At 68.0% G+C, this 13,185-nt stretch carries 14 protein-coding genes; 8 read left to right on the top strand and 6 right to left on the bottom strand.

The features are described 5' to 3' along the window. Positions 1 to 366: 366 nt before the first annotated feature. On the bottom strand, positions 367 to 1,428 hold the full coding sequence (gene ilvC, locus ASD79_RS21680; protein ID WP_255357005.1) for a ketol-acid reductoisomerase: 1,062 nt from the start codon (positions 1,426 to 1,428) through the stop codon (positions 367 to 369). A 323-nt stretch (positions 1,429 to 1,751) separates the two neighbouring features. Continuing rightward, the gene (locus tag ASD79_RS21675) at positions 1,752 to 2,714 is read right to left on the bottom strand and encodes an RcnB family protein (RefSeq protein WP_056725532.1); all 963 of its coding nucleotides are present in this window, start codon (positions 2,712 to 2,714) and stop codon (positions 1,752 to 1,754) included. Positions 2,715 to 2,817: 103 nt separating this feature from the next. Here ASD79_RS21675 and ASD79_RS21670 point away from each other — a divergent pair, with 103 nt between their 5' ends. The 7 genes from ASD79_RS21670 to ASD79_RS21640 all read left to right on the top strand — a co-directional run bounded on the left by ASD79_RS21670 (position 2,818) and on the right by ASD79_RS21640 (position 7,901). Then, positions 2,818 to 3,372 carry a DUF924 family protein gene (locus tag ASD79_RS21670; RefSeq protein ID WP_056725558.1) on the top strand — a complete coding sequence of 185 codons (555 nt, stop codon included), beginning with the start codon at positions 2,818 to 2,820 and terminating at the stop codon, positions 3,370 to 3,372. A 75-nt stretch (positions 3,373 to 3,447) separates the two neighbouring features. Further along, on the top strand, positions 3,448 to 4,398 hold the full coding sequence (locus ASD79_RS21665) for an SH3 domain-containing protein (protein WP_056725530.1): 951 nt from the start codon (positions 3,448 to 3,450) through the stop codon (positions 4,396 to 4,398). A 216-nt stretch (positions 4,399 to 4,614) separates the two neighbouring features. Next, positions 4,615 to 5,457, top strand: coding sequence for a thymidylate synthase (locus ASD79_RS21660; RefSeq protein ID WP_056725528.1), 843 nt, complete (start codon positions 4,615 to 4,617; stop codon positions 5,455 to 5,457). Further along, positions 5,454 to 5,885: a PaaI family thioesterase gene (locus tag ASD79_RS21655; RefSeq protein WP_056725527.1), complete on the top strand. Its 432-nt coding sequence runs from the start codon at positions 5,454 to 5,456 to the stop codon at positions 5,883 to 5,885. Before ASD79_RS21660 ends, ASD79_RS21655 begins: the two co-directional genes overlap by 4 nt. 9 nt (positions 5,886 to 5,894) lie before the next feature. Next, on the top strand, positions 5,895 to 6,410 hold the full coding sequence (locus ASD79_RS21650; protein ID WP_056725525.1) for a dihydrofolate reductase: 516 nt from the start codon (positions 5,895 to 5,897) through the stop codon (positions 6,408 to 6,410). Then, positions 6,410 to 6,802 (top strand): hypothetical protein, encoded by a 393-nt coding sequence (locus tag ASD79_RS21645; RefSeq protein ID WP_056725523.1) that lies wholly within the window; start codon positions 6,410 to 6,412, stop codon positions 6,800 to 6,802. The genes ASD79_RS21650 and ASD79_RS21645 overlap by 1 nt, the downstream gene beginning before the upstream one ends. 187 nt (positions 6,803 to 6,989) lie before the next feature. Then, positions 6,990 to 7,901 carry an SMP-30/gluconolactonase/LRE family protein gene (locus tag ASD79_RS21640; protein ID WP_056725520.1) on the top strand — a complete coding sequence of 304 codons (912 nt, stop codon included), beginning with the start codon at positions 6,990 to 6,992 and terminating at the stop codon, positions 7,899 to 7,901. 9 nt (positions 7,902 to 7,910) lie between these two features. Here ASD79_RS21640 and ASD79_RS21635 read toward each other — a convergent pair whose 3' ends face one another. From ASD79_RS21635 to ASD79_RS21620, 4 genes are all read right to left on the bottom strand, one after another. Continuing rightward, complete coding sequence (locus ASD79_RS21635; protein ID WP_056725517.1) at positions 7,911 to 8,621, bottom strand: alpha/beta fold hydrolase; 711 nt, start codon at positions 8,619 to 8,621, stop codon at positions 7,911 to 7,913. Positions 8,622 to 8,764: 143 nt separating this feature from the next. After that, on the bottom strand, positions 8,765 to 9,856 hold the full coding sequence (locus ASD79_RS21630; protein WP_056725515.1) for an NADH:flavin oxidoreductase: 1,092 nt from the start codon (positions 9,854 to 9,856) through the stop codon (positions 8,765 to 8,767). Positions 9,857 to 10,085: 229 nt separating this feature from the next. Beyond that, positions 10,086 to 11,297, bottom strand: a complete 1,212-nt coding sequence (locus ASD79_RS21625) for an acyl-CoA dehydrogenase family protein (RefSeq protein ID WP_056725513.1) — start codon at positions 11,295 to 11,297, stop codon at positions 10,086 to 10,088. A gap of 4 nt (positions 11,298 to 11,301) precedes the next feature. Further along, positions 11,302 to 11,592 carry a putative quinol monooxygenase gene (locus ASD79_RS21620; RefSeq protein ID WP_056725511.1) on the bottom strand — a complete coding sequence of 97 codons (291 nt, stop codon included), beginning with the start codon at positions 11,590 to 11,592 and terminating at the stop codon, positions 11,302 to 11,304. 136 nt (positions 11,593 to 11,728) lie between these two features. On the opposite strand from ASD79_RS21620, the gene ASD79_RS21615 reads away from it, so the two are divergent. Continuing rightward, a complete protein-coding gene (locus ASD79_RS21615) occupies positions 11,729 to 13,183 on the top strand; it encodes a serine hydrolase (protein ID WP_082585059.1) in 1,455 nt (484 codons plus the stop codon). The last annotated feature ends 2 nt before the right edge of the window (positions 13,184 to 13,185 follow it).

Raw genomic sequence — 13,185 nt, 5'->3', positions numbered from 1 at the left:
GCGCTCTCGCCACGGCATCGCACAGCCCTCCAACCTATCAGGCGAGAACTGTTACCCATCTATCCGGGCTGGTCTGTCACCTCTCTATCCGGGCTGAACAGAGCGGCGGTATCAGGTCGCCTGGGGGCCGGTGTTCGTGCTGGGGTGAGTTTCTACAAAATCCGCTCTTCCCGGCGAAGGCCGGGATCCAGATGGAATGGCTGTGGGGCTGACGCCAAAGGCTCTGAGATCTTCCAATCATCCGCACCGCCACGGGATCTGGATCCCGGCCTTCGCCGGGAAGAGCGGATTGGAAAATAGGCCCGAACGAAAAACGGCGGGCCCTTTCGAGCCCGCCGTTCGTCGTTTCAGCGATGGAGCCGAAGCCTAGTTCTTGGCCACGTCCACCAGCTTGTTCTTGGCGATCCAGGGCATCATGGCGCGCAGGCGGCCGCCGACTTCCTCGATCTGGTGCTCGCCCGCGCGGCGGCGGGTGGCCTTGAACGAGGGTTGGCCGACCTGGTTTTCCAGCATGAAGTCGCGGACGAACTTGCCCGACTGGATGTCCTCCAGCACGCGCTTCATCTCGGCCTTGGTCTCGGCGGTGACGATGCGCGGGCCGGTGACGTATTCGCCGTACTCGGCCGTGTTGCTGATCGAGTAGTTCATGTTGGCGATGCCGCCTTCATAGATCAGGTCGACGATCAGCTTCAGCTCGTGCAGGCACTCGAAATAGGCCATTTCCGGCGCGTAGCCGGCTTCCACCAGCACTTCGAAGCCGCAGCGGATCAGCTCGACCGTGCCGCCGCAGAGGACGGCCTGCTCGCCGAATAGGTCGGTTTCGCATTCCTCGCGGAAATTGGTCTCGATGATGCCCGAGCGGCCGCCGCCGATGGCGCTGGCATAGGCCAGGCCCAGATCCAGGGCGTTGCCGGTGGCGTCGTGGTGGACGGCGATCAGGCAGGGCACGCCGCCGCCCTTCTGGTACTCGCCGCGCACGGTGTGGCCGGGGCCCTTGGGGGCGACCATCAGCACGTCGATGGTGTCCTTGGGTTCGATCAGGCCGAAATGGACGTTCAGGCCGTGGGCGAACAGCAGGGCCGCGCCGTCGCGGATGTTCGGGGCGATCTCTTCGGCATAGATCGCGCGCTGGTGCTCGTCGGGCGCCAGGATCATCAGCAGGTCGGCCCAGGCGGCGGCCTCGGCCACGGTCATGACCTGCAGGCCTTCGGCCTGCGCCTTCTTGGCGGTGGCCGAACCGGCGCGCAGGGCGACGGCGACGTTCTTGGCGCCGGAGTCCCGAAGGTTGAGGGCGTGCGCGTGACCTTGCGAACCATAGCCTACGATCGCGATCTTCTTGTCCAGGATGCGAGCGAGGTCGGCGTCGCGATCATAATAGACGCGCATGTTTTTTCTCCAGGACTGGTCAAATCGAGCCGCCCCGCGCAACGGCGGAGCGACAAAGGCCGGGCGTTTGAGCGTTTTTTTGCCGTTTCGTCAAGGCGATGACGACAGAACGCTGTGACCCGGAAGCCTCTGCGACCAGGTTTTAGACGCTGGGGCGTTCCGCCGCCATGCCTAGCGTCCGACAGAGCTCGAAAGACACGTCCCAAGACGGCGAATATCGAGAGCGATTTCCCTCCCCCTTGCGGGGAGGGTGGCCCCGAAGGGGTCGGGTGGGGGATCGGTGCAGAGCGCTATTGGCGCGGCGCGGCCCCACCCACCAGCTTCGCTGGTCCCCCCTCCCCACGAGGGGGAGGGAAGGTTCAGGCTTACCAGAACAGGTCGTAGTAGACGCTCAGCACCTGGCCCGACCAGACGTCGACCAGCACGGCGTCGTCGCCCACCCGGATCCACTCACAACCGACCGGCGGCATCGGCAGGCCGTAGCGGAACCAGTCGAGATAGTAGGGCTGGCTGTACCAGCCGCCCGGCAGGTAGTCGCCGAACGACCACCGGCGGACGTAGAAGCCGCGCGGATAGCGGTAGGCCGGCGCGCGGTAGCGCTGCGGGGAATTATAGAACGGGCGATAGCGGTTGCGGTCGTAGCGCGGACGGTCGCGGTCGCGATCGCGCCATTGGCCGCCGGAGCCGGGGCCGCCGAAGCCGGGACGGCGCTGATCGCCGCGATCCCAGCCGCCACGGTCGCGGCCATCACGGTCACGGCCGTCACGGTCACGGCCGTCACGGCTCCAATCGCGCCGATCTCCATCACGCCGGTCGCCGTCGCGGTCGCGCGGGACCTGCGTCCGGGGCGCGGACGGCGGTTGCTGAGCCTCGGGGGCCGGGCGGGCGCCGCCGCCCCAATCGGGCCGACCGCCACGGTCGCCGCGGTCGCCGCGATAACCACGGTCGCCACGGTCGCCGTCAGACGGTCGCTGACCCCGCCACCCACCGCGATCTCCGTCGTCTTGCCGGACCTGCGGCGCGGGCGCGGCTTGCGGGGCCTCGGGGGCCGGACGCCCGCCACGACGGTCAAGGCGTTCGCCACGACCGCCGCGATCGCCGCGATCGCCGTCGTCCTGGCGGGCCTGGGGTCGTGGTTGCTGCGGCTGTTGCTGTTGAGGTTGCTGTTCCTGCGCTTGCCGCTGGCGCCAGCCGCCCTCGCGGCGTTGACGCCGGTCGCCGTCCTGCTGATCCTGCCCTTGGGCGACCGCGGCGCCGGCGCCGGCGGCCTCAGCCGCGACGCCGCCGAGCAGCGACAGGATCATCGCGGTCGTGATCAGACGTTTCATTTCAAGCTCCAGAGGGCCTTGTGCTAGGCCCGACGCTCATCCCTTGTACGCACTGTCCGCCTTGCTCCATGAACCGCGTTTGAACGACCTGCGGAGGACCTTCATGACCGCCAAACCACAGGATGTGCTGGGTTTTTGGACCGCCGCCGGACCGGCCAAGTGGTTTTCCAAGTCCGAAGCCTTCGATTCGGCGATCCGCCTGAAGTTCGAGCCCGTCCACCAGGCCGCCGCGCGCGGCAAGTACGACGCCTGGACGGCCAGCGCCGAGGGCGCCCTGGCCCTGGTCATCCTGCTCGACCAGTTTCCCCGCAACCTCTACCGCGACAGCGGCCACGCCTTCGCCACCGACGGCAAGGCCCGGGCGGTCGCCGCGGCGGCGATCGCCGCGGGCCACGACCGGCAGGTCGATCCGACGCTGCGGTCGTTCTTCTACATGCCGCTGGAGCATTCCGAATCCCTGGCCGACCAGGAGACCTGCATCGGCCTGTTCGAGGCGCTGCAAGCCGACACCGGCGACACCGACGGCCTGAAATGGGCGCTACTGCACCGCGACATCATCGCCCGCTTCGGCCGCTTCCCGCACCGCAACGCGGCGCTGGGGCGCACCACGACCGCGGCCGAGCAGGCCTTCCTGGAGGAGGGCGGCTTCGCGGGATGAGCCCAGGAGCTTGGCTGAGCGCCGGCCGCAAGCTAGGGTTGGCGTTCAAGCATTGAGCACACCTAGGGGCATCTCATGAAATTGCTGTCGGGTCTGGTGACGGCCGGCGTCACCCTGTCCATCCTCGCGCCATCGGCGGCCTTCTCCCAGGCCAAGCCCAGCAAGACCCAAACGCTTCAGACCCAGGCGATGACCGAGATCCCGCGCTGCTCGCGCAAGCTGGGCACGCTGTCGATCATGGACGGCGACGACACCCGCGGCTGGATGCAATACAATCTGGCCTCGCCGCAGAAACTGCTGAAGGCCATGGTCCAGAAGTCGGGCTGCTTCAACCTGGTCGACCGAGGCGCGGGTCTGAACGCCGCCCAGATCGAGCGCAACATCGGCGGAAACCTCGGCCTGCAACGCGGCTCCAACGTCGGCCAGGGCCAGGTCAAGGCCGCCGACTACGTGCTGGTCGCCGAGGTCCAGGCCAGCGACAGCAATTCGGGCGGCGGCGCGGTGGCCGGCCTGGTCGGCGGCATGCTGGGCGGTCGGGCCGGCGGCCTGATCGGCGGCATCAAGACCAAGAAGCTGGAAGCCAACACCGTGCTGTCGCTGACCAATGTCCGCACCACCGAGACGATGGCCGTGCAGGAAGGCTACGCGGCGAAGAACGACATTGGCTGGGGCGCGGGCGGCGGCCTGGGCTTCGCCGGCGCGGTCGGCGGCGGCTATGAAGACACCGACATCGGCCGGATCATCACCCTGTCGTTCATCAACAGCTACACCAAGCTGGTCACCGACCTGGGCCTGCTGTCGACCACCACCACGGCCGCCGCGGCCGCGCCGGCCAAGACCTTCGTCGCCACCCGCGTGACCAACATGCGGGCCACGGCGGTGGCCGGCGGCAAGCTGATCCGCGCCCTGCCCGCCGGCGCGATCGTCTATCCCACCGGCGAGAAGAACGGCCTGTGGTGGGAAGTCGCCGACGAGAACGACAATGTCGGCTGGGTGCTGAACACCGGGCTTGAGCCGGCGCGGTAATCCGGCGCGGTAGTAAAGGGTCTCTACTTCCCTCCCCCTTGTGGGGAGGGGGGACCAGCGAAGCTGGTGGGTGGGGCCCGCTGCTCCAAAGAAGCCCTGCACCGATCCCCCACCCGACCCGCTACGCGGGCCACCCTCCCCACAAGGGGGAGGGAAAGGCCATCAGAGTTATTCACCGCACTGGCGACCGTGCCGATTCGACGGCATTCTGTCCCCATGAACGCCGTCACGCCCATCCACGCTCAGCAGGCCCCCGCCGACCATCCGGAACGGCAGTACCTGAACCTGCTCGCCGACATCCTCGAGAACGGCGTCCAGCGCGGCGACCGCACGGGCACCGGCACCCTGGGGGTGTTCGGCCGGCAGATCCGCTTCGACCTGGCCAAGGGCTTCCCGGTCCTGACCACCAAGAAGCTGCACCTGCGCTCGATCATCGTCGAGCTGCTGTGGTTCCTGCGCGGCGACACCAACGTGAAGTACCTGCAGGACAACGGCTGCAAGATCTGGGACGAGTGGGCCGACGAGAACGGCGACCTGGGTCCGGTCTACGGCAAGCAATGGCGCTCGTGGGCCGCGCCCAACGGCCAGTCGATCGACCAGATCGCCAAGCTGGTCGAGGGGCTGAAGACCAACCCCAACAGCCGCCGCCATATCGTCAGCGCCTGGAATCCGGCCGATGTCGACGACATGGCCCTGCCGCCCTGCCACTGCCTGTTCCAGTTCTTCGTGGCTGAGGGCAAGCTCAGCTGCCAGCTCTACCAGCGCAGCGCGGACGTGTTCCTGGGCGTGCCGTTCAACATCGCCTCCTACGCCCTGCTGACGATGATGGTCGCCCAGGTCGTCGGGCTGGAGCCAGGCGAGTTCGTCCACACCTTCGGCGACGCCCACCTCTACCTGAACCACCTGGACCAGGCCCGCGAGCAGATCCAGCGTGAGCCCTTTCCCTTCCCGACCCTGAAGATGGCCGACAAGAAGGACCTGTTCGCCTTCGACTACGCCGACTTCCAGTTGGAAGGCTACGAGGCCCACCCGCATATCAAGGCGGCGGTCGCGGTTTGACCTGGGCCACCGACCGGCTCGACCAGATCAAGGGCGGCGACACGCCCTTTCCGCCGGTGGTCCAGACCCTGCAACTCGGCGGTCTCGACGACTGGGGCGAGGGCTGGGCGCGCAAGACCTGGACGCCAGCGCCGGCGCTGCTCAACAGCGACGGCTCGCTGTTCGGCGGCTACATCGCCGCCCTGGCCGACCAGATCCTGGCCTTCGCCGCCATGACCGCCTCCCCGGCCGACGCCATGTTCCGCACCAGCAATCTCAAGGTCGACTTCATCCGGGTGGGCAAGGCGGAAATCCTCGCCCTGGAGGGCCGCGTGGTCGCCAGGACCCGCGGCATGATCCATGTCGAGGCCGATTTCCGGCGCCCTGACGGCGAGCTGATCGCCCGCGCCTCGGCGCAACAGGTGGTGGTTCCGTTCGGAGCAGCGTAAGAACGGGGCATGTCCGTTATTCTTACCGTCGGCCCCGTGGCCCGCTCGCTCAACGGCGTCATCGGCCGCGACAACGGCCTGCCCTGGCGGCTGAAGTCCGACCTGGCGATCTTCAAGGCCCGCACGATGGGCAAGCCGGTGATCATGGGCCGCAAGACCTGGGACAGCCTGCCCAAGAAACCCCTGCCCGGCCGGATGAACATCGTGCTGTCGCTGGACGGGTCTTTCGAACCCCCGCAGGCCGTGGTCTGCGAGAGCTTTCTGGAGGCGCTGCAGATGGCCAAGGAACAGGCCGCCGACGACGGGGTCGACGAGGTCTGCGTGATCGGCGGCCGCGCCATCTTCGAGTTGGCCCTGCCGCGCGCCAAGCGGCTGTACCTCACCGAGGTCCAGGCGCGGGTCGAGGGCGACGTCAGCTTCCCCGACTTCGACGAGGCGGCCTGGACCGAGGTTTCGCGCGAGCAGCACCCCGCCGGCCCCGACGACGACCACGCCTTCGTGTTCCGCGTCCTGGAGCGCCGCTGATGCGCCGTCTGCTCCCCGCCCTGTGCGCCCTGGCGCTGTCGGCCGCCGGCTTCGCGGCCTTCGCCACCACCGGCCAGGACGACGGCGGCCTGGCCCGGGCCGCCGCCACCGACGTGGTGGTGTTCGACGTGCTCAAGGTCCGGCCGCTGCTCAAGGGCGAGGTCGCCAGCTGCCGGGTGTTCGGCCGGGCGATCCGCGCCGAGCGGGGCGCCCGCTACAAGCCGCGCCAGTCGGTGCGGCTGACCGTGCCGTGCGCGACCCAGGGGGCCGGCTCTTCCGACTCCGTCCCCAAGTGGGTGGACCGCGAGGCCCTGGTACGCTCGGCCCACGGCCGCGCCTTCCTGGCCAGCGACGGGGTGCTGATCGCCTACGAGCTCTACGACCTGCACTGAGGGCCGTGCGTCCTTCGAGGCTCGCCTATCGGCTCGCACCTCAGGATGAGGAAGTGGGTTGCTTCTGAATTCCTCATCCTGAGGCGCCGCGTAGCGGCCTCGAAGGACGCACGGCCTTGCCCCTTCGTTCAAACGCTCGTTTACTCCCCGGACCCGCCCGTCAGAGGCGGCCAAAAGGGAGTGACGCATGCAACTGGAACTCGTCGCCGAAGGCCTGCGGTTTCCGGAAGGCCCGATCGCCATGGCCGACGGCTCGGTGATCCTCACCGAGATCCAGCGCCAGACCCTGAGCCGGATCACCCCGAACGGCCGCCGCGAGACGGTGGCCGAGCTGCCGGGCGGCCCCAACGGCGCCGCCGTCGGTCCGGACGGGGCGATCTATGTCACCAACAACGGCGGCAGCTTCCAGTTCATCGACATGGGCGGCCTCAACGTGCCGGGCCCGACCCCGCCCAGCCATCATGGCGGCTCGATCCAGCGGGTCGACGTCGCCACCGGCGCGGTGACCACCCTGTATACCGAATGCGACGGCAAGCCGCTGGTGGGTCCCAACGACCTGGTGTTCGACAAGCAGGGCGGCTTCTGGTTCACCGACCATGGCTGCACCACGCCGGAGGGCCGCAAGTACGGCGCCCTGTACTACGCCCTGACCGACGGCTCGAAGATCGTCCGCTGGCGCGAACACTTCGTCTCGCCCAATGGCGTGGGCCTCTCACCCGACGAGAAGACCGTCTACATGGCCGACACCATGCTGGGCCGGCTGTGGTCGTTCGACGTCGCCGCGCCCGGCGTGCTGGCCGACCCCGCGCCGCTGATGCCCGGCAATGTCGTCTGCACCCTGCCCGGCTATCAGCTTCTGGACAGCCTGGCGGTCGAGGCCGATGGCAAGGTCTGCGTGGCGACCATCATCAACGGCGGGATCACGGCCTTCTCGCCGGACGGAACGACCGAGCACCACGCCGTGCCCGACGTGATCGTCACCAACATCTGCTTCGGTGGGGCCGACATGCGGGATGCGTGGATCACCGCGTCGGGCACCGGCAAGCTCTACAAGGCGCGGTGGCCGAGGCCGGGACTGAAGCTGAACTTCAACGCCTGAGGTCCGTCTTCAGCCGGCGGCGACCCCGTCGAGCACGGCGGCGAGTTCGGCCGGCAAGTCGAGCATGACGTCATGCCCGCAAGCCATGGTGGAGGTGCGCCAACCTCTCTTCGCCGCCAGGTCGCGGAAGGCGGCGAAGGGCGAGTGGCTCCAGCCGGTCGCCAGGACGTAGCGGATGTCCGGGATGGATCCCGCCTTCTCGGAAAAGATCAGCGGTTGCTCGAAGGTCGCCAACGATTGCGGCGTGCATTGGCGATCGACCCAATCTCGGTCCTGGTCGTTCACCGCGAACATCGCGGCCGGGTTCGGCGGAACCTTCCAACCGCCGCCATGATCTCGGGCCATCGCGCGCTGATGATCGCTGATCTCGGGCGGCAGGGTGTCGTGCAGGCTTTGGCCGCTCTCTGGCAGGAAGGCGTCGAGATAGACCAGGGCGGCGATCCGCTCCGGCATCTGTTCGGCCACGCCGCTGATCACCAGTCCCGCATAGGAGTGGCCGCACAGCACCACGTCCGACAGCTCTTCCCAGCGGATCAGATTGGCCACGTCCTGGATATGAACCGTCAGGTCGATCCCCGGCGAGAGGAGATGAGCACGTTCTCCGACGCCCGACAGCGTGGGGGTGAAGACCTCATGGCCCAGCTCCCGCAGCGTCCGGCGCACCCGCTGCCAGCACCAACTGCCGTGCCATGCGCCATGAACCAAAACGAACGTCGCCATGTCGTGCCCCTCGGCCCAGGACAACCTGTGCGCTCACCGGGACGAGGTCAATGCTCACGGACACGGGACTGGGGACGTACGCTCACGCCGCGGCCGGGCCAAGATCGCGCGGACTCGCCGTGAGCGTGCGTCCCGGCCGTGTCCTAGTACAGCACCCCCAGCGCCGCGCGCTCGAAGCTCTTCAGCTCCTCCGTCCGGCCCTCGCGGATCTTCACCACCCATTCGGGGTCCTGCAGCAGCACGCGGCCGACGCCGACCAGGTCGAACTCGCCGCGCTCCAGGCGCTCCAGCAGGCCGTCGATCGAGGCGGGCTGGCTGCCTTCGCCGCCGAACGCCGCGATGAACTCGCCCGACAGGCCCACCGAGCCGACGGTGATGGTCGGGGCGCCGGTCAGCTTCTTGGCCCAGCCGGCGAAGTTCAGGTCGCTGCCCTCGAATTCCGGCTCCCAGAAGCGGCGTTGCGAGCAGTGGAAGATGTCGGCGCCGGCGTCGGCCAGCGGCTGCAACCAGGCTTCCAGTTCCTGCGGCGTGGTCGCGTTCTTGACCGCGTAGTCCTGTTGCTTCCACTGCGACAGGCGGATGATCACCGGGAAGTCCGGGCCGACGGCGGCGCGGACGGCCTTGAGGATCTCGGCCGCGAAATTGGCGCGGGCGGCGATGGTCGGGCCGCCGAACGCGTCGCCGCGGACATTGGTGCCTTCCCAGAAGAACTGGTCGATCAGGTAGCCGTGCGCCCCGTGCAGCTCGATGGCGTCGAAGCCCAGGCGCTTGGCGTCGGCGGCGGCCGTCGCGAACGCCTGGATCGTGTCGGCGATCTCGGCGTCGGTCATCGGCTCGGTGAACGGGGCGCCGCCGGCCTTGGACAGGCCAGAGGGGCTGTCGATCTTGCCCAGCACGTCCTTGCCCTTGGCCGAACCCACATGCCACAGCTGCGGGGCGATCAGGCCGCCGGCGGCGTGGGTCTCGTCGACGACCTTCTTCCAGGCCGCCAGCTCCTTCTCGCCGTGGAAGCGCGGGATGTTGGCGTCGTTCAGCGAGGCGTCGCGGGCCACGCCGGTGCCTTCGGTGATGATCAGCCCGACCTGGTTCTCGGCGCGGCGGCGGTAATAGGCGGCCACGTCGTCGGTGGCGACGCCGCCGGGCGAGAACGACCGGGTCATCGGGGCCATCACCACCCGGTTGGGCAGCTTCAGCGACTTGAATTCGAACGGCTTGAACAGGGCGTCGAGGGCCATGAGGCGGCTCCGGAGGAAACAGTTGTTTGAAAGCTTATGCAGTGGGTTTCGTTTCAGGACCATGCAGAAAAACTGAAGGCCATAAGCCCTCCCCCTCTGGGGGAGGCGGTCGCGAAGCGACCGGTGGGGGGATAGGTCGGACGGCTCGATCCGGGTTGTGGCCGGCGCCCCGTGACTCCCCCCACCGTCGGCTTTCGCCGACACCTCCCCCACAGGGGGAGGACTTAGCTCACAACCCCAGCACCAGCTTGGCCATGATGTTGCGCTGGATCTCGTTCGACCCGGCATAGATCGAGGCCTTGCGGAAGTTGAAATAGGCCGGGGCGGCCGGCGCGGCATAGTCCGGCCCGGCCCGTCCCTCGTTGGTCGGCGCCCAGGTGTCCTGGACATAGGGCGCGGCGTAGGTCCCCACCGCTTCCAGGGTCAGTTCGGTGATCGCCTGCTGGGCCTCCGAGCCGGCGCATTTCAGCATCGACGACACCGCCCCCACCGCCTTGCCGGCCGAGCGGCCGGAGAAGATCCGCAGCTCGGTGGCGTTCAGCGACTCCACGGCGATCTCGAGGTTGGCGATCTTGTCGCGGAAGGCCGGATCATCGATCAGCGCCCCGCCGTCGTCGGCCCGCTCGAGCGTGGCGAGTTTCCGCACCTTGCGCAGGGCGTTCATCAGGCCCGGCGCATAGGCGTTGCCGCGTTCGAACTCCAGCAGGTACTTGGCGTAGGTCCAGCCCTTGTTCTCCTCGCCGATGCGGTTGGCGACCGGCACGCGGACATTGTCGAAGAACACCTGGTTGATCTCCTGCTCGCCCTCGGCGGGACCGTCCAGGGTCGGCAGCGACTTGATCTGGATGCCGGGGCTGTCCATGCGCAGCAGCAGGAACGAGATGCCGTTCTGCGGCTTGCCCTCGGTCGAGGTGCGCACCAGGCAGAACATCCAGTCGGCCCACTGGGCATGGGTGGTCCAGATCTTCGAACCGTTCAGCACGTAGTCGTCGCCGTCACGTACGGCGCTCATCTTCAGGCTGGCGAGGTCCGAGCCCGAGCCCGGCTCCGAATAGCCCTGGCACCACCAGATGTCGGACGACAGGATCGGCGGCAGGTGCTGGGCCTTCTGCTCTTCCGTGCCGAACGCCATGATCACCGGGGCGCACATCTTCAGCCCCATCGGCGAGGGATGCGGCGTGCCGGCCAGGGCCAGTTCCATGTTGAAGATGTAGCGCTGCGACGGGGTGAAGCCCGTTCCGCCCAGCTCGACCGGCCAGTCGGGCGCGACCCAGCCGCGCGCGAACAGCTTCTTCTGCCATTTCACCTGGCCGGCCTTGTCGAGATAGCCGTTCTTCGACTGGGCCATCTGGCGGCGCAGGTCGTCGTCATAGGCGGTGGCGATCCAGTCGCGGACTTCCTGCTGGAAGGCCAGATCCTCGGGGGAGAACGCCAGGTCCATGGCCCTACTCCACCGCGTCGAGATATTCGATCTCGGGACGGCCGGCCATGAACGGCCCCATGGCCGCGCCGGCGGCCTTGAAATAGTCGCTGCCGCCATGGGCCTTCAGCGCGTCTTCCGAGGCATAGAGCTCCAGCACCTTGTAGGTCCCCGGCTCCGCGCGGCTCCTGGTCAACTGATAGGCGATGCAGCCCGGCTCGTTGGCCTTCACCTTGGCCGCCAGGTCGAGGAACACCTTCTCGAAGTCCGCGGCCTTGTCCGGCTGCACCTTCAGAATCGCCACCACGCCGATCATGTCGTCCTCCCAAGGCCTTGGCGGCCAAACACTTGTTTGAAGGCAGTGTCGGGGAAGCGAGGGCCGAGGGCAAGGGGTCTCGCGCTTGACAACCCTGAGTAGGGTCACGCCAGATGCGGCGTTCTGGGGGGAACGCATGCCGCCAACGCGTCGAGACCACCTATTCGGCGCCGTGGCGTTCGCGGCGATCGCCTTGGCCCGGCCGGCCCGCGCGGCCGAGCCGCTTGCCGCCCTGGTCGGCGTCTGGTCGGGCGCGCTCATGGACGATGGCCGCTCCTATCGGGCTCGACTGGCCATCGCCGTCGATCATCGGGCCACCCTGACCATCGTCGACATGGCCGAATTGACGCTGGAAGCCAGCCAGTTCGAACTTTCAGGCCTGGACCTGACACTCGAATGGAAAACCAACAACATCACCTTCACCGGCCGATTGACCGGCGCCGACGCGCTGACGGGAACGGTCGTCCAGGACGGCAAGCCCGCGCCCATCGCCTTCAAACGCGGCGATCTGTTCAAGGTCGATCGGACGGTCCTGCCGCCGGGGCCGCTGACCCCAGCGAGGTTGAACCGGTTGCTGGCGATCTCCGGGGCCCCCGCCTTGGGTCTGGCCTGGGCGTTCAAGGGCGGACCGGACCACGTACTGGCCGACGGCCTCAGATCGGCGGACGCCAGGACACCCGTGGCCGCGACCGACCAGTGGCACATCGGCTCGGACACCAAGTCGATGACGGCCACCCTGGCCGCCCGGCTGGTGGAAGCGCGCCGCCTCGACTGGACGACCACGGTCGGCGAGACTCTGGGTCCGCGCCTGGCGGACATGAACCCCGCCTATGCCGGCGCCAACCTCCTGCACCTGCTGAGCCATCGCTCCGGGCTGCCGCACGATGCGCCCGATCCCGACGGCCGCTTCTCACGTGTCCCCCTTGAGGATCCCCGTGGCGAGCGTCTGGCCTATGCCGCCGAGGCCTTGAAACAGCCGCCGCTGGCGCGGGTTGGCGAGACGGAAAGCTACAGCAATACCGGGTTCGTCGTGGCGGCGGCGATGTTCGAGGTCGTCATGGGCCGATCCTGGGAGCGGTTGATGCGCGAACAGGTCTTCCGCCCCCTGGGCCTGGGCAGCGCCGGTTTCGGGCCGCCGGCCGCTGGCGGGCGCCTGAGTCAGCCGTTGGGCCACGCGCGTGGACCCGACGGGCGCCTGCATCCGGAGACCCGACGCGCCAGAGCGGACCTGCCCACGGTGTTGGGACCCGCCGGCCTGATCCACATCAACCTCGGCGACCTGTTGACCTATCTGAAGGCCCATCGCGACCATCCGACCACCTTCTTGACCGAGGCATCCTGGCGAAAGCTGCAGACCCCGCCGTTCGGCGGTCATTCGGCATTGGGCTGGGGAGTCGATGGCAATGGCAGCCTCGGCCACGTCGGCTCGAACGGCCTGTGGTGGGCGCATGTCTTCATCGACCAACAGGCGGGTATGGTCTTCGCCGGCGCTCAGAACGCCGTGACTCCCGAAGCGCAGTCGGTCATGCAACAAGCGCAGGAGGCCGCCAAGCACAGTCGAGGTGAGGTTTACAGTCGAGGTGAGGTTTAAGG

Origin of the sequence: Caulobacter sp. Root655, from assembly GCF_001427665.1 — a bacterium.
Classification (GTDB): domain Bacteria; phylum Pseudomonadota; class Alphaproteobacteria; order Caulobacterales; family Caulobacteraceae; genus Caulobacter.
The sequence above is the reverse complement of the archived record's forward strand: the minus strand, read 5'-3'. Positions and strand labels throughout refer to the sequence as shown.